The following is a 17473-nucleotide window of genomic DNA, read 5'->3' as shown; positions in this document are numbered from 1 at the left end:
CTCAGATAACTTTTTGATGTAAACGCTTGCATAACCACGAGCAACCTTACTAGTGTGATGGTCACCACATCAACCTCACCTAGCAAGCGCACTGCCGACTTACTTGTCACTCAGCGAGGAGCTTCAAGCCAATGAAAACCCCTAGATTCCTACTGCCGGCTGCAACCGCCGGTGTCCTGGCCCTGTCCCTGACCGCTTGCGGCGGCGGAGGCGGCGGCGGGACCACTGGCGGCGGCGGTACCGACGCCGAAAAGAACCTAGACAGCCGGGGTCCCATTACGTACGTCCAAGGCAAAGACAACAGCAATGTGGTGCGTCCCCTGATCGAAAAGTGGAATGCTGCCCACCCGGACGAGAAGGTCACGTTCAAGGAGCAGACGGACCAGGCCGACCAGCAGCATGACGACCTGGTACAGAACTTCCAGGCCAAGAACGCTGACTACGATGTGGCAAGCGTGGATGTCGTGTGGACCGCCGAGTTCGCAGCCAAGGGGTGGCTGCAGCCCCTCAAGGACAAGATGGCCGTAGAAACCAAGGGAATGCTTGAACCCACGGTCGAAGCCGGTTCGTACAAGGGCACTCTGTACGCAGCCCCGGTGTCTTCCGATGGCGGCATCCTGTACTACCGCAAGGACCTTGTGCCGGAAGCACCCAAGACGTGGGACGAGATGATGGGGATGTGCTCCATCGCAAAGCAGAACAACATGGGCTGCTACTCGGGACAGTTCAAGCAGTATGAAGGCCTCACGGTCAATGCTTCCGAGGCCATCAACTCGGCCGGCGGATCCGTCCTTAATGACCAGGGCAAGCCGAACCTGAACACCCCTGAGGCAGAAAAGGGCCTGAACAACCTGGTTGAGGCCTTCAAGAACGGGAACATCCCGGCCGAGGCCATCACCTACCAGGAAGAGGAAAGCCGCCGCGCTTTCCAGGAAGGCAAGCTGCTCTTCCTCCGCAACTGGCCCTACGTCTACAACCTGGCCACCACTGAAGGTTCCTCCAAGGTGAAGGACGTGCTGGGCATGGCTGCCCTGCCGGGCAAGGACGGCCCCGGTGCCTCCTCCCTCGGCGGCCACAGCGCAGCCATCAGCGTCTACTCGGACCACAAGGCAACTTCCCTGGACTTCGTGAAGTTCCTGATCGCGGAAGAGCAGCAGAAGTTCTTCGCCACGAAGGGTTCGCTGGCTCCGGTCTTCGGTGCACTGTATGAAGACAAGGAACTGGTTGCCAAGCTTCCGTACCTGCCGGTGCTGAAGACCTCCATCGAGAACGCTGTTCCCCGTCCGGTAACCCCGTTCTACCCGGCTGTTACGCAGGCGATCCAGGAAAACGCCTACGCTGCACTGAAGGGTGAGAAGCCGGCCAAGGACGCGCTGTCTGACATGCAGAAGTCCATCGAGTCCGCTGGCGCAGGATCGTAGTTTAGCCATGGCAACCGAATTGGGCCCGACGCCGGTAAAGCCGGCGTCGGGCGCCCCCGATGTACACCACGGTCCCAAAGGTGTAGGCGAAGACAACGCGATCCTCAGCCAGGGCAAATGGGCCTCCTGGCTGTTGGCTCCCACGATCATTGCCCTGGGCATCGTCATTGTTTACCCCATCATCAGCGCCATTGTGATGTCCTTCCAGAAGGATGCGGGGCTGGACCCGGTCACCGGGCTGTTCACGGCCGGGGGCCCAGCGGGTATCCAAAACTACGTCAACTGGCTGGGGCAGCAGTGTGCCGCCCCGAACGGTGGTACCGTCGCTTGCCCGCCGGGCACCCTTGGCGGCCAGTTCTGGACCGCCACCGGAACCACCTTCCTCTTTACGGTCATCACCGTGGCCTTTGAGACAGTGCTTGGCTTCTGGATGGCCATGATCATGGCGCGGACGTTCAAGGGCCGCGGCCTGGTCCGCGCAGCCGTCCTCGTTCCGTGGGCCATCCCCACCGCTGTCACGGCCCAGCTGTGGCTCTTCATGTTCGACTTCAACGGCATCATCAACAAGCTGTTCAACGTTTCCATCCTGTGGACAGGCAGCGAGTGGCCGGCCAAGTGGGCAGTGATCATCGCAGACACCTGGAAAACCACGCCGTTCATGGCGCTGCTGATCCTGGCCGGCCTGCAGATGATCCCGGCAGAGGTCTACGAGGCCGCAAAGGTCGATGGCGCAAGTGCCTGGCAGCGCTTCCGCCTCATCACGCTTCCGCTGGTGAAGCCCGCGCTGATGGTGGCCATCCTGTTCCGCACCCTGGATGCCCTGCGTATGTTCGACCTTCCCTACATCCTGACCGGCGGTGCCAATAACACCACCACACTGTCCATCCTGGTGATCAACCAGATCAGGCAAGGGTTCAACTCGGCAGCTGCCTTGTCCACCATTACGTTCATCATCATTTTCCTGGTCGCATTCATCTTCGTCCGCTTCCTCGGTGCGAACGTCGTGGAACAAAGCGGAGCCACCGGTAAGGGGAAGAAATGACAACCACAACTGCCTCCACGGCATTGCGGGCGCAGCAGGACAAGGGCCGCAAGGCCGCCCAGACCCGGGAAAAGTGGGCGAGCGCCCGTACGTACATCAGCGCCGTCGTGATCCTGATCTGGTGCCTTGCACCGGCTTACTGGATGGTGGTGACGGCGTTCCGCGAGGTCGGTTTCACCTACGACACAACGCCTTGGCCGACGCACGTGACCATGGACAACTTCACCACTGCGTTCGATACGTCCTTCGGCAACCAGTTCGGCCGGGCCCTTGGCAACAGCATCATTATCGGTGTGACGGTCACGGTGATCTCGCTGGTGATCGGCGTCTTCGCCGCCTATGCACTGGCACGCCTGAACTTCCGGTTCAAGTACCTCGTGCTGGGGTTCATCCTGGGCGCCTCCATGTTCCCCGGTGTTGCCCTGATCACCCCGCTGTTCCAGCTTTTCACCAACATCGGCTGGATGGGCACCTACCAGGCCCTGATCATCCCGAACATCTCCTTCGTCCTGCCGCTCACCGTCTACACACTGACCTCCTTCTTCCGCGAGATGCCGTGGGAGCTTGAGGAATCAGCCCGCGTTGACGGCTGCACGCAGGGCCAGGCGTTCCGGAAAGTGATCATGCCGCTGGCCGCCCCGGCCATCTTCACCACGGCGATCCTGGCCTTCATCTCCTCCTGGAATGAATTCCTCATCGCCAGCCAGTTGTCGAATGAGGCAACGAAGCCCGTCACGGTTGCCATCGCCAGCTTCGCCGGCGCGCAGCCCAACCAGATCCCCTACACCGCCATCATGGCCGCGGGCACCATTGTCACCATTCCTCTGGTGATCCTGGTGCTTGTCTTCCAGCGCAAGATCGTTGCCGGCCTGACGGCTGGTGCGGTCAAGTGACACGCGACGCTTCCCGCCCCCGCACCCCGGGGGCGGGGGGTGGCCGCCGGCTCCTGAGGTCCGGCGAGGATTTTGACATCATCATCGGGTTCCTCGGCTTCTGGGCACTGGTCCTTCTTGTGGTCACCGTCTGGATGGAGGTGACTGCGCAGCCCGCCCTTGGCTGGGCACTGGGCCTGCTGGCAATGCTTTTGGCGCTGTACGGAATGGTGCGGCTGCGGCGGCGCCTGCCGGAACGGAGATGATACAGCTGGATCCGCTGCCGGCGTCCACCCGGCGCGGTAACACTGCGATGCACGACTGTGTCCAAAATACGATTGGCACGGCGGTATCGCATTAAGCAGGGCGGACACCTGCAGGGAGTACATGAGGGGACACCGTGGCACGCACAACTGAAAGGTCTCAACGGGGAGGCCACAGCGGGGTCAGCATTGAAGACGTAGCGGCCGCCGCAGGAGTGTCCACCGCCACCGTGTCCCGGGCGGTCCGGGGACTGCCCCGGGTGTCCCCGGCAACGCGGCAAAAGATCCTCGACGTCGCAGGAGACCTGGGCTACGTTGCCTCCTCCTCCGCGTCCGGCCTGGCCACGGGACGCACCAGGACCATCGGGGTGCTTGCCCCGTTCGTGAGCCGCTGGTTCTTTTCCAAGGCCATCGAGGGCGCGGACCGCGAACTGCACGCCCGCAACTACAACCTTTCGCTGTTCAACCTCGGTGGACACGGGAGCAACCGGGAGCGGCTTTTCAGCAAGACCATGGTCTATAAGCAGATCGATGCCCTGCTGGTGTTGTGTATGGCGCTGACCCACGAAGAGCTGGACCATCTGCAGAAGATCGACATTCCGCTGGTGGTGGTGGGCGGCCATGTCGAAGAGTGCGCCTATATCGGCATTGACGACTATGCCGCTGCATCTGCTGCCGTCCGCCACCTGATCGACCTGGGCCACCGGGATATTGCCCTGCTGCACGGGGACGACGAGACAGACCTGAACTTTGATGTTCCCCGGGTCCGTATCCTTGCGTTCAAGGACGTCATGACGGCCGCCGGCCTCCCCACCCGCCGCGAGTGGGATGAATGGGGTGACTTCACGGTCCGCAGCGGCCAGGAAGCCTTGCGCCGGCTCTGGTCCAAGCCGGGGAAAAAGCCGACTGCCATCTTCTGCGCCTCGGACGAGATGGCCATGGGCGTCATTTTTGAAGCGGCCCGCATCGGCGTGCGCGTCCCGGAGGAACTCTCCGTGGTGGGCATCGATAACCACGATTTCGCCGACGCCATGGGACTGACCACTGTTGGCCAGCGGCCCGATGAGCAGGCAGAGCTAGCCACCAAGATGCTGCTGGACGAACTGGACGGGCAGATCGGCTCCGTGCGGTCCGCCGTCGCGCCCCATGAACTGATTGTCCGAAGGACCACGGCGCCGCCCCAGTCCTGAACGACTGGCCTGCGCGGATGGCGTCAGGAAGCGCGCGCCAGCTGGCGGATGGGGATCCAGCGGGACGCCAGGCGCCGGTAGGCTGCAGCGGCGCCGGTCATGTCCCCCTCGGCGAGGCACTCAATGCCCAGCCGGATATCCATGGGCGAATCGTCCGGGTACACCTTGTCGGCAACAGCCCCATAGTCAAGCTCCACCATCGAATTGACGTGGAACAGTTCCAGCCATTCGGTGAGCTGGGCGAGGTCGTCCAGCATGTCCAGGTCCGGTGCGGCCAGGGCAAGGTTCGCCACGGCGTAGCGTGCCCGCTCCAAGGCGTCGGTAATGGGCGCCCACACCCGGACGGTGACGATCCGGCCGCCGGCCTCCACCACGTCCTTGTGGTCCGATTCCATGAACAGGGAGAACCAGCTGAAGGGGATCCCCCAAGTGGATGCACGGGTGTGCACCCGGACGGATCCGTCGCGGGCTTTGACCTGGTCTATCCGTTCCTGATGCTTGTCCCGCTGCTCCTCGGGGATCAGCAGTTCGGCCAGCGGACCGTGGATGCCCTGCATCAGGGCGTTGGCCGCCAGGCCGGCCCTGAGCACCAACTGGCTGGGGCAGTACAGCAGCACCGGCTCCGCGTCAGCATTGTCGTCGTCGGATGTTTCGCCGGGGGTTCCCGCGGATGATGCCGGGGCAGTGGTGACACGGACCAGGTCCGTGCGTCCCGTGGGGAAGGGGTCGCCGCCGGAGCGCGTGATGCGTCCCAGCGAGGCCAGGAGTTCCGCATTTTCGACGGCGGCGCGGGAGGCCGAGCGCGCGCCCTCCGCCTGGATTGCCTGGCGCTGCTCCTCGGGGAAGGCTTCCAGCGGCTCGTAGACACGCAGGGTGGACGAGAATGGCAGGCCGGCCTGGCCCCGGTAGAGGTTTCCGGTCATCTCGGCCTCCCAACGTGGGTCCAGGATGCTGACATCAGTCCGCCAGTTCCACCAGCACGGGGGCGTGGTCCGAGGCGCCCTTGCCCTTGCGCTCCTCGCGGTCGATCGAAGCGCCGGTCACGCGCGCCGCCAGGGCCGGGCTGGCCAGCACGAAGTCGATCCGCATGCCCTCCTTTTTGGGAAAGCGCAGCTGGGTGTAGTCCCAGTACGTGTATACGCCCGGGCCCGGGGTGTAGGGGCGCACTACGTCGGTGAAGCCTGCCGACTCGAAGGCGTGGAAGGCGGCTCGCTCGGGCGGGCTGACGTGGGTGTACCGGTTGTTGACGAAGAGGTCGATGTCCCAGACGTCCTCGTCGAACGGGGCGATGTTCCAATCGCCCATCAGGGCCACCTGGGCTTCGGGGTTCTGCGTGACCAGTTCCTGGGCGTGCGTCTTCAGGCTCTCCAGCCACTTGAGCTTGTACGGCATGTGTTCGTCGTCCAGGGAACGGCCATTGGGGACGTAGAGGCTCCAGATGCGGATACCGGCGCAGGTGGCGGCCATGGCCCGGGCCTCCTGCACGGGGTCCTTGCCGGCCTTGCCGAACGAGGGCTGGTCCAGGAAGGTGCGCTCCACGTCGTCCAGCCCCACGCGGGAAGCGATGGCCACCCCGTTCCACTGGTTGACGCCGAAGTGGGCAACCTCGTAGCCCATCCGCTCAAAGAGTTCCCACGGAAAGTTTTCATCCTTGCACTTGGTCTCCTGGATGGCCAGGACATCGCAGTCGCTGCGCTGAAGCCAGGCTTCGACGCGGTCGGCGCGGGCACGGAGGGAGTTCACGTTCCAGGTAGCAATCTTCACAGTTCCTAACCTACCTTGAGCGCCGGAGATGCGGACCGGGGCAGGGCTCCGAAACGGGGCACAACGGGGCGGACACGCCCGCGCGTTGAGTCCAATCCGCCGGAATCGGGCACCACTGTGCCGCACGACGGCGCAGACCGCCACACTGCCACGGGCCAGGGCGGCGCGTATGGAAATTAGTAGGAAGTCCGAGTATATTCGCAAACAGGAATGACCTGGATCACATGCGAAGGAGCCTGCAGTCATGGTCCGCGAACTCTCCCACTTTGTCGGCGGCCACCATGCTGCCGGCCTGTCAGGCCGATTTGGCGACGTCTTTGATCCATGCACCGGCGAGGTCCAGGCCCGGGTGCCGCTCGCCGGCCGGGACGAGGTGCAGAACGCAGTAGCTGTCGCGGAAAAGGCGCAGGTGGAGTGGGCGGCCATGAACCCGCAGCGGCGCGGCAGGATCATGCTGCGGTTCGTGGACCTGGTCAACCAGGACATCGATGGGCTCGCCCGGCTGCTCTCCTCCGAACATGGGAAGACCCTCGCCGATTCGAAAGGCGACATCCAGCGCGGCCTGGAAGTGGTGGAGTTCGCTGCCGGCGCGCCGCACTTGCTCAAGGGCGAGTTCTCCACCGATGCGGGCCCGGGGATTGACATCCACTCACTGCGCCAGCCCCTTGGCGTGGTGGCGGGCATCACGCCGTTCAACTTTCCAGCGATGATTCCGCTGTGGAAGTCCGGCTCCGCCCTGGCGGCCGGCAACGCCTTCATCCTGAAACCCTCCGAACGCGATCCCTCCGTGCCCCTCCGCCTGGCCGAGCTGTACGCCGAGGCGGGCGTTCCGGACGGGGTGTTCAATGTGGTGAACGGAGACAAGGAAGCAGTGGACGCCCTGCTCGAGGATCCCCGGGTAAAAGCCGTGGGGTTCGTGGGCTCCACCCCCGTGGCCCAGTACATCTACGCCACGGCTGCGGCCCACGGCAAGCGGGCGCAGTGCTTTGGCGGTGCCAAGAACCACATGGTGGTCATGCCTGATGCGGACCTGGACCAGGCGGCCGACGCCCTCATCGGAGCGGGATACGGCTCAGCCGGCGAGCGCTGCATGGCTGTTTCGGTGGCCGTGCCGGTAGGGGAGGAGACAGCCAACCGGTTGGTGGCCAGGCTCCAGGAACGGATCAAGGCGCTCAGGGTGGGCCCAAGCCTGGACAAGGACACGGACTTTGGCCCGGTGGTCACGGCTGCCGCCAAGGAGCGCATCGAGGGCTACATCCAGGCAGGGGTGGATGAAGGCGCCACGCTGCTGGCCGACGGCCGGGGCTTCAGCGTGCAGGGACATGAAGACGGCTTCTGGATAGGGCCCACCCTTTTCGACCACGTCAGCAAGGACATGGCGATCTACCGCAATGAGATCTTCGGTCCCGTCCTCAGCGTTGTCAGGGCGGCTGATTATGATGAAGCCCTGCGGCTGTGCACTGACAACGAGTTCGGCAACGGCGTCGCGATTTTCACCCGCGACGGTGACGCCGCCAGGGATTTCGCCACCCGGGTGGACGTGGGCATGGTGGGCGTCAATGTGCCCATCCCCGTGCCCATCGCGTATTACACGTTCGGTGGCTGGAAGGCGTCAGGATTCGGCGACCTCAACCAACACGGCGCGGACGCGTTCCGCTTCTACACCAAGACCAAGACGGTGACCACGCGGTGGCCGTCAGGAATACGCAACGGAGCCAGCTTCGTGATGCCGGAAGGAAGCTGATGGCGGCCAGCATGGCAAACAGCGCAGCAGACGGTGCCGGGAGCCCCTCCGGAGCTGCAGGCAGCAACGCCGAGGTGCTGTTCGAGCGCCGCGGCCGGCTGGGGGTGGTGACCCTCAACCGGCCCAAGGCGGTGAATGCGCTTACGGCGGGGATGGTTGGCGCGCTTTTGGAGCAGCTCACCCTGTGGGCGGACGACGACGGCGTTGCCACGGTCCTGGTGCAGGGCGCCGGCAGCCGTGGCCTCTGTGCCGGCGGCGACATCGTGGCAATCTACGAAGACATGCTGGCGGGCGGTGGCAGGACGGCGCATTTCTGGGAGACTGAGTATCAGGTCAATTCCCTCATTGCCCGGTATCCCAAGCCCTATGTGGCATTGATGGACGGGCTGGTGTTGGGCGGGGGCGTTGGCATTTCCGCGCACGGGTCCGTCCGGGTGGTTACCGAGCGCACCCGGACGGGGATGCCGGAAACAACCATCGGCTTTGCCCCCGACGTGGGCGGGACCTTCCTCCTGTCCCGCGCCCCCGGGGAAGCCGGAACCCATGCCGCCCTGACGGGCGCGCATCTGACCGCAGCGGACGCCCTGTTCCTTGGCCTGGCCAGCCACTTTGTCCCGTCCGAAAAGCTGCCTGCCCTGGTGGCGGCGCTGGAGGACGAGACGGCGGACGCCGCCGTCGGGCGTTACCGGGTGGAAGCCCCGCCCTCCGTGCTGGAGGGGCAGCGGGACTGGATCGACAGCTGCTATGCCTCGGACGACGCCGAGGAGATTGTGCGGCGCCTGCGCCGCTACCAAGGGGGCAAGAGCGCCGAAGCCCTGCAGGCCGCCGATACCATCGAGGCGAAGTCGCCCACGTCGGTCAAGGTCACGCTGGCCTCCCTGCGCAGGATTAGGGGCAGGACACTGGATGAGGCGCTGGCCCAGGAATACCGCGTGGGCCTCCGGTTCCTGTCTGCGCCGGACTTCCGGGAGGGCATCCGGGCGCAGGTGGTGGACAAGGACCGGAACCCCCGCTGGAAGCCGCCCACCCTGGCCGAGGTGGAACCGGGCCTGGTGGCCCGCTTTTTCGAGCCGCTGGGCAGCAGGGAATTGGACCTTAACAGCGTGGACCTGCAGCTAAAGGAGCCTGACCATGCCTGAAAAGTACACTGTGGCGTTCCTGGGCCTCGGCCATATGGGCGGGCCCATGGCCGTGAACCTGGTGAAGGCCGGCTACCCCGTGACCGGCTTCGACGTGGTGCCGGCAGCCCTTGAAGCCGCCCAGGACGCCGGCGTCCCCACTGCGGCGAGCGCGGAGGAAGCAGTATCCGGCGCGGATGTGGTCCTCACCATGTTCCCCAGCGGCCGGCATGTATTGGATGCCTACCGCGGCAACGCCGGAGAACGGGGGCTGCTGGCGGCGGCGAAGCCCGGAACCATGTTCCTGGACTGCTCCACAATCAACGTCGACGAGGCCCGCGAAGCGGCAGCCCTCGCTGTGGGCGCCGGCCACCGGTCAGTGGACGCTCCGGTCTCGGGCGGCGTGGTGGGCGCGGAAGCCGGCACCCTGACCTTCATGGTCGGCGGGGAGGACGAGGACGTCGAGCACGTCCGTCCGCTGCTCGACGTCATGGGCAAGCGCGCGGTGCACTGCGGGGGGCACGGCGCGGGCCAGGCTGCCAAGATCTGCAACAACCTGATCCTCGGTGTTTCCATGATCGCCGTCAGCGAAGCTTTCGTCCTGGGGGAGAAGCTGGGCCTGAGCCACCAGGCGCTGTTTGATGTGGCGTCTGCAGCGTCCGGGCAGTGCTGGGCGCTCACCACCAACTGCCCGGTCCCCGGCCCCGTTCCCACGAGCCCTGCCAACCGCGACTACCAGCCCGGTTTTGCCGGAGCCCTCATGGCAAAGGACCTCAACCTCGCCCTCAACGCGCTCAAAAGCACCGGGGTGGCGGCGCGGATGGGCCCGCTTGCAGCAGAAATCTACGATACGTTTGCCGCGGGGGAGGGCGCCGGCAGGGACTTCTCGGGCATCATCACGGACATCCGCAACGTGTCCGGGCGCCCGGACGGCGCGGAACCAGACAACTCAAGAACCAGTGCACTGCAGGACGCGTCAGGCGGTGCACCACCAAGCGCAGCACGCAGTGCCGCGCAGGACGACGGGAGCCCGGAGTGACGGAATACACGAACATCCTCGTGGAACAGCGGGGCCGGGTAGGGCTGGTGACGCTGAACCGGCCGCACGCGCTTAATGCCCTCAACAAGGACACCATGGAGGAACTCGTGTCCGCCGTGAGGATCATGGACGCAGATCCGGGCGTGGGAGCCGTGGTCATCACGGGTTCCGGCAAGGCCTTTGCTGCCGGGGCGGACATCAAGGAGATGGCGGACCAAAGCTACATCGATATGTATGCAGCCGACTGGTTCCGCGGCTGGGAGGATTTCACCAGGCTCCGCATTCCCACCATTGCCGCGGTCTCTGGATTCGCACTGGGGGGCGGATGCGAGCTGGCCATGATGTGCGACCTCATCATCGCCGGGGACAACGCCAAGTTCGGCCAGCCGGAGATCAACCTGGGCGTCCTGCCGGGCATGGGCGGTTCGCAGCGGCTGACCCGTGCGGTGGGCAAGGCCAAGGCAATGGACCTGATCCTTACGGGACGGTTCATTGGAGCGGAGGAGGCGGACCGCTGCGGCCTGGTGTCCCGGGTGGTGCCTGCCGAGGATGTCGTGGAGGAGGCCCTCAAGGCCGCTGATGTGATCGCGTCAAAGTCCAAGCCCGCGGCCATGGTGGCGAAGGAAGCCGTGAACGCCGCCTTCGAAACCGGGCTGGCCCAGGGTGTCCTGTTCGAGCGCAGGCTGTTCCACTCCCTCTTCGCCACAGAGGACCAGAAGGAAGGCATGGCGGCATTCAGCGAGAAGCGCCAGCCGGAGTTCAGGCACCGGTAAGGATAGGTCCCAGCCTGTTCACAGGTGCCTAAGGTAAACAAGGCAGGGCAACCTTGAACCGGATGGGGGAGTGGCATGTGGGCATTGGCGGGGGATGCAGGCGGCTCGACGGATAACCTCACCGGCCTGGTAGGCGTCGCCGCCCGCGCCATAGAGCAGCTTGGCGAGTGGGGCGTAGGTGCTTTTACCCTCGCCGAAACTGTGGTGCCGCCCATCCCCAGTGAGGTGATCCTGCCTCTGGCCGGCTACCTTGCCAAGCAGGGGTCCCTGAACCTGGTAATGGTGTTCGTGGCAAGCACGCTTGGGGCCTACCTCGGTGCCTTGTTCCTCTATTGGCTTGGCGCCAGGCTGGGCCTGGAGCGCTCCATCCGGGGGTTGTCCAGGCTTCCGTTGGTGGACCGGGAGGATTTTGAACACGCGGCAGGCTGGTTCCGCCGCCACGGCAGGTCATCGATCTTTTTCGGCAGGCTGCTCCCCGGCATCCGCAGCCTGATCTCGCTCCCGGCAGGGGCATCGCGCATGCCCATGGGCACCTTCAGCCTGTTCACCCTGGCCGGCAGCGGTCTGTGGAACGGGGCACTGATTGGCCTGGGGTACCTCCTGGGCACCCAGTACCAGCTCATCGAGCAGTACTCCAAGTTCCTGAACTACGCGGTCTACGCTGCCCTGGCGATTGCCGTGGCCGCCCTCGTGGTCCGGCGGTTCAAGCGGGAAAAGTATCGACGCTGACCAGAATTTCCCCTAGACCCGCATGATCCTCAATCCTCAAAATCGCCGGCGTTCCGGCGGAAGGCCCGGAGGATCCGGATCAAGTGCTCCACGTCGCCGGGATCAAAGCCGGGGGCGCTGAACACCTCGGCGTTGAGGGCCGCCGTCGAACGCTTGGCCAGGGTGCGCCCCTCGGTGGTGAGTTCGATCAGCGTGGTCCGGCCGTCCGTGGGGTGCGGGAAGCGGGCCACCAGGCCGGCGCGTTCCAGCCTGTCCACTGCATTGGTGATGGACGTGGGATGGACCTGCAACAGGGCGCTCGCCTTGTTCATGGGAAGCGAACCCTTCCTGGCGAAGCTCAGCAGCGCCAGGAGTTCATAGCGGGCAAACGTGAGGCCGAACGGTTTGAGGATGGACTCGATCCTGGCCAGCAGGATCTGCTGGGTGCGCATGATGGCCGTTATGGCCGCCATCGGAGCGGCCACATCTCCCCAGCCGTGTTCTTCCCAGTTCCGCTGGGCTTCGGCAATGGGATCGCGGGAGAGCGGGGCAGGCATGGAACACCTTTCCTCGTGGTGACGTGGCTCACTTTTCCTGGCCTTGTGAATATACTAGGACATCCAACGGTTACGTGAGCGGAGGGGACTTATGCCAGTGCAGCCGCAAGGTCCCGCCGACGCGCTGCCTTTTCCTGACGCGGACCTGATGTACGTGGCGGACCTCCTGCCGTACCACGAACGCGAGAGGTTCCTCAGCGTCCGCGAATTCCTGCAGGCACGGGTGCGCCAACAGTCCATCCAGTATTGGAACCGCGAAGAGTTCCCCTTCGGCCTGCTGGTGGAACTGGGCAGGCATGGCCTCGGCGCGCTTCAGGTGGACGGCAGTTCGGTTCTTTTCAAGGGCCTCATGTACGTGGAAATGGCCCGGGCGGATGTGTCCCTCTCGGCGCTGGCCGGGATCCACAATGAACTGATCGTGGGCACCCTCAACGAGTTGGGCTCCCAGGAGCAGAAGCGCCGCTGGCTGCCGGGACTGGAAGCCTTTACCAGCCTGGGGGCCTTTGCCCTGACGGAACCTGGCCATGGTTCCGACATCTCCGGAGGGCTGGAGACGTCCGCCAGGCTGGACGGCGATGGATGGATCCTGAACGGCGCCAAGCGCTGGATCGGTGCAGGAACCATCGCAGACTTTGCCCTGGTGTGGGCCCGGGACATGGCAGACCAGCAGGTCAAGGCCTTCATTGTGGAGACGGACCGGCCCGGCTATGCAGCCACCAAGATCTGCAACAAGATAGGCCTGCGGATCATGCAGAACGCAGACATCACCCTGCGCGACGTCCGCATCCCGGCTTCCAACCTGCTGCCCGGGGCCACCGACTTCGCCAAGGCGAACGACCTGCTCCGGGACTCCCGCGCTTGGGTGGGCTGGCAGGCCGCCGGAATCCAGCTTGCCGCGTTCGACGTTGCGCGGGCCTACTCGCTGAGCCGCCGGCAGTTCGGCCGGGAGCTGGCGCGGTTCCAGCTGGTCCAGCAACAGCTCGCTGACATCCTGGGCAATGCCACCGCCTCGCTGGCGCTTATGGTGCAGTTGGCCCGCATCCAGGAGGAGGGGAAGCTGGAGATGGCGCAGGCCGCCATGGCGAAGGCCACCACCACCAGGCTTGCCCGGGCATCGGTGGCCATGGGACGGTCCTTGCTGGGCGGCAACGGAATCAGTGCCGACTATGAGATGGGCAAGCTCTTCGGTGACGCTGAAATCCTCTACACCTACGAGGGCAGCTACGAGATCAATTCCCTCATTGTGGGGCGTGCCGTCACCGGGAAGTCGGCCTTCGTCTAGCGGGCCCCTCCTGTTGGCGGGGCCGGGTCCTGGAGGTTCCTGTCGGCGTACACCAGCAGTGCGTCACGAACAAACGCCGCCCCTTCTTCACCCCCGTAATTGGCGGCGAACCTGGCATCGGCCACGTACATTTCCGCCAGTCCGGTCACGTACCCCTTGAGGTCCCCGCCTTGCCCGGCTGCGGGTGTCCCGGGAATGGCTGACAGCCATTCGACCTGCCGCCGGGCCAAGTCCTGGGCCTCAGCGCCATCCGGGGCGGCCCCTGAACCTGCCGCGGCGATCCAGTCGCCGCCGAGCTTTTCAGCAGCGGACTTCCACTCCTGTTTCCCCGCTGCATCCATGCCCCGCCACCAGGCATCGCTCTTTGCGTAGGCATCCTTGCCCCAGCGCTCCTCCACCTCGTCCTTGTACTGTGTGTGGTCAAAGCCGTCGAACATCTTTTCCGCCACCATCCCGCCTCCTCTTTTAATCGTTTCGATTGTTTGCCGGACGGACGCCATCTGCCGCGAAAGCCGATCCTGTTCCTGGCCCAGCCACTCCAGGTGGTGGCTGAGCGCTTCGACCGCGTCTGTCTGCCGGCGGAAGACTTCGGCAATGGCCGGCAGGCCCAGCCCAAGCTCCCGCAGGAGGAGGATCCGCTGCAGTTGCAGGAGGGCGGCGGCGTCGTAGTACCGGTAGCCGTTGCTGCCCACGCGGCTGGGCTTCAGCAGCCCAATGTCGCCGTAATGGCGCAGCGTACGGCTGGTGGTTCCGGCCATCCTGGCGATGTCCTGGATGGCCCAGTCCGTGCCGGCCTTACCTTCCGCTGCATCCATGCTTCGAGCGTAGGGGTTGACGCTGCGTCAAGGTCAAGCAGGTTGTTCGGGAAAACCATGGCCGCGCGGACGGTGCCGGGCTGACCGGTTCCGGGCCTGCGCCACAAGCCTCCTGAACGCGAAAATGAAGACTGCCTCGATGGCGAGCATCAGTCCCACGAGCAGCCATTGCCCGCGGGCGGCGAAAAAGATGCATCCGGTCAGGGCCAGGATGGTCCCCAGCGCGAGGGTGTAGACGGCAAATCCGATGGCGACGCGTGCGCTGCGCACGCCGGTGCGGAAACCGAAGCCGAGGGGTTCCCCGCCGGGGTGCCCGGGAACGCGGTCAGGCACGGCCGGTCCCAGCCTGTCGAACTCCTCCCAGGGATCCTGGCCCTGGTCCTGTCCCGTCACCCTCCAATTGTCCCAAACCCCAGCCGGAATCGGGGGAGAAGCGACGGGGCTGACGTGGGGGAGCAAAACAGCGGCCCCTCCAGCATGATGCTGAAGGGGCCGCTGCCTGGTACAGGGTTTCCCCGGCAGAGCCGGAGGTCACCTAAGCCTTAGAGCGGGCGGATGTTCTCTGCCTGCGGGCCCTTGGGGCCCTGGGTCACATCGAATTCAACCTTCTGGTTCTCATCGAGTGAACGGTATCCGCTGCTGGCGATTGCCGAGTAGTGGGCGAAAACGTCAGCGGACCCGTCATCGGGGGCAATGAAGCCAAAACCCTTTTCGGCGTTGAACCATTTAACTGTGCCTGTTGCCATGGCTGCATTCCTTCGTGTGACTCTGATTCTCTCCCCGGGCAATAAGCCCGAAGTGCGCGGAGAACGTCCCCCGCAGTCCCCAACGTACGGGGCGGAAGCCGCGCTTGCAAGGGTTGGGCAACATTTGGCGAGGTCAACGCATGCCTTCGCGTCGGATGGCGGTGGCAATTGCGGCCGCTCTGGTGTCCACCCCGAGCTTGGCGTAGATGTGGGCCAGGTGCGTCTTCACCGTGGCTTCCGAGATAAAAAGGCGCCGGCCGAGTTCGCGGTTGCTCAGTCCCTCCGTGAGGAGGCTCAGCAGTTCGGCCTCCCGGGGAGTGAGGATTTCCTCCGGATTGCGCAGTTGCTGGAACAGCCGCGACGCCACGGGCGGGCTCATGACGCTCTTGCCCTGGACCGCTCCCCGGATGGCAGCGAAGATTTCCTCCGGAGCTGCATCCTTCAGCAGGTATCCCATGGCGCCGGCATCGACTGCCCGCACAATATCCGCGTCGGAGTCGTACGTGGTGAACACGAGGATCGCCTGGCCCCTGTTGCGTTGGCGGATCTTCCTGATGGCCTCGATCCCGTCCATGCCGGAGCCCATGGCGAGGTCCATGACCACCACGGCAGGGGAGTGCTCCTGCACCCGCTCCACCGCTTCTTCCCCGGATGCTGCCTCTCCGATCACCTGCAGGTCGGGCTGCGTCCCCAGGAGGGCCCGCAGCCCGCTCCTCACCACCAGGTGGTCGTCCACCAGCAGGACGGTGATCGTTCTCATGCCGGGGCCCCTGCAGTGTCCGCAGTGCCCTGTCCGGCGGAGGGCAAAGGCAACTGGGCGGCCACGATGGTCCCTTCCCCGGGCGCGCTTTGCACCGAAAGAACGCCGCCCAGCTGCTCCACCCGTTGCCGCATGGCCCGCAGCCCATAACCGCCGGCGTCCGACGGCGGTGCTGCCGCCGCCGGGTCGAAGCCTGCGCCGTCGTCGTAAATGTCCAGGGTGACCGCCTCCGGAAGGAAGCCGAGGGTCACGGCGGCTGCGCCCGCGGAGGCGTGCAGCCGGATGTTGGAGGCGGCGCTCTGCACTACCCGCAGCAGCGCGTGGCGGACCTCCGGGGACACAGGACGTGGCTCCCCGGTGACGAGGAGCCTGGCCTCCGGAACATATTGCCGTGCCGCGAGGAGCAGGGCTTCGGGCAGCGGGGACGCGTCCAGGCCCGGGGACGCGAGCTCGTGCACCAGGCTGCGGGTTTCGGACAGGTTGCCCCGCAGCAGCGCAGTGGCTTCGCGGAGATCCCGCCGCGCCGCGTCACTTGGCCAGGCCCGCCCTGCGGCCTCGAGAAGGAGCAGGCTGCTGGCCAACCCCTGGGTGACGGTGTCGTGGATTTCCCGGGAGACCCGTTCCCGCTCGGCGATGGTGCCCGCGCGCCGCTCGCTCGCCGCCAGCTGTTCCTGGGCCAGTGAAACCTCGGCGTGAAGGCGGCGCTGCTCCTCGGCGTCGTGCTGGATCCGGTCATAGATGAGCGTCAGCATGGCGCCCACGGCCAGCGGGCCGAGGAGCATGGCCAGGTCCGTGCCGCCGCTCATCCGGAACAGGCCGGCAGCGGTGGCAGCGGCCGTGATTCCAGCCGCGGCGTACGCCGCGGCGCCGGCCAGGGCGTAGCGGCTGAGGAAGAAGAGCGCAAACGAGCACCAGGCAAAGCTCGGAGCTGCAACCACCAGGACTGCCCAGACTGCCACCAGGGCGAACATCCATGGAGCCCCGGGGTGCCCGCGCCGGGCCAGCACGGCCACGACGGCGTACAACAGGCAGGCGACGGCGGCCAGTCCGAGGACCATCAGGTTGTCCGCCGGGCTGTGCCGCATCACGTAGCGGACCAGCGACGCCACCAGCAGCAGCGCGAAGCCAAGATGAACGGCCAAGCCGATGCCGGCCAGGGACGCCCGGCCCGGCAGGCCGCCTGCGGACGGTACAGCGGACGGGGTGCTGGACCGGACCAGGGAGGGTGGTTGGCTCTCTGCGGAGGCCTCGGCCGGGGATGGAACGGACGCTCGGGTGGGCATGGGGATTCCGGTTCGGGATGGAAGGAACGGTATCCACCATGTTATTGCCCGGGTCCCTGCGGCGTCTCTCCGCCTTTTGGCTGATACGGCTGGCTT

The 17473-nt window shown here is 65.4% G+C and carries 19 protein-coding genes; 11 read left to right on the top strand and 8 right to left on the bottom strand.

The window, feature by feature from the left end:
- Positions 1–131 precede the first annotated feature (131 nt).
- From U7114_RS14580 to U7114_RS14560, 5 genes are all read left to right on the top strand, one after another.
- The gene (locus tag U7114_RS14580) at positions 132–1421 is read left to right on the top strand and encodes an ABC transporter substrate-binding protein (protein ID WP_157239421.1); all 1290 of its coding nucleotides are present in this window, start codon (positions 132–134) and stop codon (positions 1419–1421) included.
- A 7-nt stretch (positions 1422–1428) separates the two neighbouring features.
- Positions 1429–2463, top strand: coding sequence for a carbohydrate ABC transporter permease (locus tag U7114_RS14575; protein ID WP_157239420.1), 1035 nt, complete (start codon positions 1429–1431; stop codon positions 2461–2463).
- Complete coding sequence (locus U7114_RS14570) at positions 2460–3356, top strand: carbohydrate ABC transporter permease (protein WP_157239419.1); 897 nt, start codon at positions 2460–2462, stop codon at positions 3354–3356. Before U7114_RS14575 ends, U7114_RS14570 begins: the two co-directional genes overlap by 4 nt.
- Positions 3353–3601, top strand: a complete 249-nt coding sequence (locus tag U7114_RS14565; protein ID WP_323057751.1) for a hypothetical protein — start codon at positions 3353–3355, stop codon at positions 3599–3601. Before U7114_RS14570 ends, U7114_RS14565 begins: the two co-directional genes overlap by 4 nt.
- Positions 3602–3735: 134 nt before the next feature.
- Positions 3736–4788 (top strand): LacI family DNA-binding transcriptional regulator, encoded by a 1053-nt coding sequence (locus U7114_RS14560; RefSeq protein ID WP_321215215.1) that lies wholly within the window; start codon positions 3736–3738, stop codon positions 4786–4788.
- A gap of 23 nt (positions 4789–4811) precedes the next feature.
- Here U7114_RS14560 and U7114_RS14555 read toward each other — a convergent pair whose 3' ends face one another.
- Positions 4812–5711 carry a hypothetical protein gene (locus tag U7114_RS14555; protein ID WP_321215216.1) on the bottom strand — a complete coding sequence of 300 codons (900 nt, stop codon included), beginning with the start codon at positions 5709–5711 and terminating at the stop codon, positions 4812–4814.
- 34 nt (positions 5712–5745) lie between these two features.
- Positions 5746–6552, bottom strand: a complete 807-nt coding sequence (locus U7114_RS14550) for an exodeoxyribonuclease III (RefSeq protein WP_321215217.1) — start codon at positions 6550–6552, stop codon at positions 5746–5748.
- A gap of 244 nt (positions 6553–6796) precedes the next feature.
- Between U7114_RS14550 and U7114_RS14545 the strand changes: the two genes are divergently transcribed.
- From U7114_RS14545 to U7114_RS14525, 5 genes are all read left to right on the top strand, one after another.
- Complete coding sequence (locus U7114_RS14545; RefSeq protein ID WP_323057750.1) at positions 6797–8296, top strand: CoA-acylating methylmalonate-semialdehyde dehydrogenase; 1500 nt, start codon at positions 6797–6799, stop codon at positions 8294–8296.
- Positions 8297–8307: 11 nt separating this feature from the next.
- Positions 8308–9435 carry an enoyl-CoA hydratase/isomerase family protein gene (locus U7114_RS14540; RefSeq protein ID WP_323057749.1) on the top strand — a complete coding sequence of 376 codons (1128 nt, stop codon included), beginning with the start codon at positions 8308–8310 and terminating at the stop codon, positions 9433–9435.
- Positions 9428–10453: a 3-hydroxyisobutyrate dehydrogenase gene (gene mmsB / locus U7114_RS14535; protein ID WP_323057748.1), complete on the top strand. Its 1026-nt coding sequence runs from the start codon at positions 9428–9430 to the stop codon at positions 10451–10453. Before U7114_RS14540 ends, mmsB begins: the two co-directional genes overlap by 8 nt.
- Entirely contained in the window at positions 10450–11226 is a 777-nt protein-coding gene (locus U7114_RS14530) for an enoyl-CoA hydratase (protein ID WP_321215221.1), read from the top strand. The genes mmsB and U7114_RS14530 overlap by 4 nt, the downstream gene beginning before the upstream one ends.
- Positions 11227–11301: 75 nt before the next feature.
- Positions 11302–11955, top strand: coding sequence for a DedA family protein (locus U7114_RS14525; RefSeq protein WP_323057747.1), 654 nt, complete (start codon positions 11302–11304; stop codon positions 11953–11955).
- 29 nt (positions 11956–11984) lie between these two features.
- Here U7114_RS14525 and U7114_RS14520 read toward each other — a convergent pair whose 3' ends face one another.
- Positions 11985–12491, bottom strand: a complete 507-nt coding sequence (locus tag U7114_RS14520) for a MarR family transcriptional regulator (RefSeq protein WP_321215222.1) — start codon at positions 12489–12491, stop codon at positions 11985–11987.
- A 91-nt stretch (positions 12492–12582) separates the two neighbouring features.
- On the opposite strand from U7114_RS14520, the gene U7114_RS14515 reads away from it, so the two are divergent.
- Positions 12583–13773: an acyl-CoA dehydrogenase family protein gene (locus U7114_RS14515; protein ID WP_323057746.1), complete on the top strand. Its 1191-nt coding sequence runs from the start codon at positions 12583–12585 to the stop codon at positions 13771–13773.
- Here the strand turns inward: U7114_RS14515 and U7114_RS14510 are convergent.
- The 5 genes from U7114_RS14510 to U7114_RS14490 form a co-directional block, all read right to left on the bottom strand.
- The gene (locus tag U7114_RS14510; protein WP_323057745.1) at positions 13770–14588 is read right to left on the bottom strand and encodes a MerR family transcriptional regulator; all 819 of its coding nucleotides are present in this window, start codon (positions 14586–14588) and stop codon (positions 13770–13772) included. The genes U7114_RS14515 and U7114_RS14510 overlap by 4 nt on opposite strands.
- 33 nt (positions 14589–14621) lie before the next feature.
- Complete coding sequence (locus U7114_RS14505; protein ID WP_323057744.1) at positions 14622–14981, bottom strand: hypothetical protein; 360 nt, start codon at positions 14979–14981, stop codon at positions 14622–14624.
- A gap of 149 nt (positions 14982–15130) precedes the next feature.
- A complete protein-coding gene (locus tag U7114_RS14500) occupies positions 15131–15334 on the bottom strand; it encodes a cold-shock protein (RefSeq protein ID WP_013599688.1) in 204 nt (67 codons plus the stop codon).
- A gap of 133 nt (positions 15335–15467) precedes the next feature.
- Positions 15468–16094 (bottom strand): response regulator transcription factor, encoded by a 627-nt coding sequence (locus tag U7114_RS14495; protein ID WP_323057743.1) that lies wholly within the window; start codon positions 16092–16094, stop codon positions 15468–15470.
- The gene (locus U7114_RS14490) at positions 16091–17377 is read right to left on the bottom strand and encodes a sensor histidine kinase (protein WP_323057742.1); all 1287 of its coding nucleotides are present in this window, start codon (positions 17375–17377) and stop codon (positions 16091–16093) included. The genes U7114_RS14495 and U7114_RS14490 overlap by 4 nt, the downstream gene beginning before the upstream one ends.
- Positions 17378–17473 lie beyond the last annotated feature (96 nt).

It is taken from the genome of Pseudarthrobacter sp. C1 (genome assembly GCF_034720455.1).
Taxonomy (GTDB): domain Bacteria; phylum Actinomycetota; class Actinomycetes; order Actinomycetales; family Micrococcaceae; genus Arthrobacter.
Note: the sequence above shows the minus strand (reverse complement) of the source record. Positions and strands in the feature narration are given on the sequence as shown.

Excerpts from the sequence above, each read along its gene's own strand:
- U7114_RS14570 (WP_157239419.1), top strand. The coding sequence starts at position 2,460 with ATGACAACCACAACTGCCTCCACGGCATTGCGGGCGCAGCAGGACAAG.
- U7114_RS14510 (WP_323057745.1), bottom strand. The coding sequence starts at position 14,588 with ATGGATGCAGCGGAAGGTAAGGCCGGCACGGACTGGGCCATCCAGGAC.
- U7114_RS14490 (WP_323057742.1), bottom strand. The coding sequence starts at position 17,377 with ATGCCCACCCGAGCGTCCGTTCCATCCCCGGCCGAGGCCTCCGCAGAG.
- mmsB (WP_323057748.1), top strand. The coding sequence starts at position 9,428 with ATGCCTGAAAAGTACACTGTGGCGTTCCTGGGCCTCGGCCATATGGGC.
- U7114_RS14545 (WP_323057750.1), top strand. The coding sequence starts at position 6,797 with ATGGTCCGCGAACTCTCCCACTTTGTCGGCGGCCACCATGCTGCCGGC.
- U7114_RS14515 (WP_323057746.1), top strand. The coding sequence starts at position 12,583 with ATGCCAGTGCAGCCGCAAGGTCCCGCCGACGCGCTGCCTTTTCCTGAC.
- U7114_RS14555 (WP_321215216.1), bottom strand. The coding sequence starts at position 5,711 with ATGACCGGAAACCTCTACCGGGGCCAGGCCGGCCTGCCATTCTCGTCC.
- U7114_RS14580 (WP_157239421.1), top strand. The coding sequence starts at position 132 with ATGAAAACCCCTAGATTCCTACTGCCGGCTGCAACCGCCGGTGTCCTG.
- U7114_RS14495 (WP_323057743.1), bottom strand. The coding sequence starts at position 16,094 with ATGAGAACGATCACCGTCCTGCTGGTGGACGACCACCTGGTGGTGAGG.
- U7114_RS14540 (WP_323057749.1), top strand. The coding sequence starts at position 8,308 with ATGGCAAACAGCGCAGCAGACGGTGCCGGGAGCCCCTCCGGAGCTGCA.
- U7114_RS14520 (WP_321215222.1), bottom strand. The coding sequence starts at position 12,491 with ATGCCTGCCCCGCTCTCCCGCGATCCCATTGCCGAAGCCCAGCGGAAC.
- U7114_RS14525 (WP_323057747.1), top strand. The coding sequence starts at position 11,302 with ATGTGGGCATTGGCGGGGGATGCAGGCGGCTCGACGGATAACCTCACC.
- U7114_RS14500 (WP_013599688.1), bottom strand. The coding sequence starts at position 15,334 with ATGGCAACAGGCACAGTTAAATGGTTCAACGCCGAAAAGGGTTTTGGC.
- U7114_RS14575 (WP_157239420.1), top strand. The coding sequence starts at position 1,429 with ATGGCAACCGAATTGGGCCCGACGCCGGTAAAGCCGGCGTCGGGCGCC.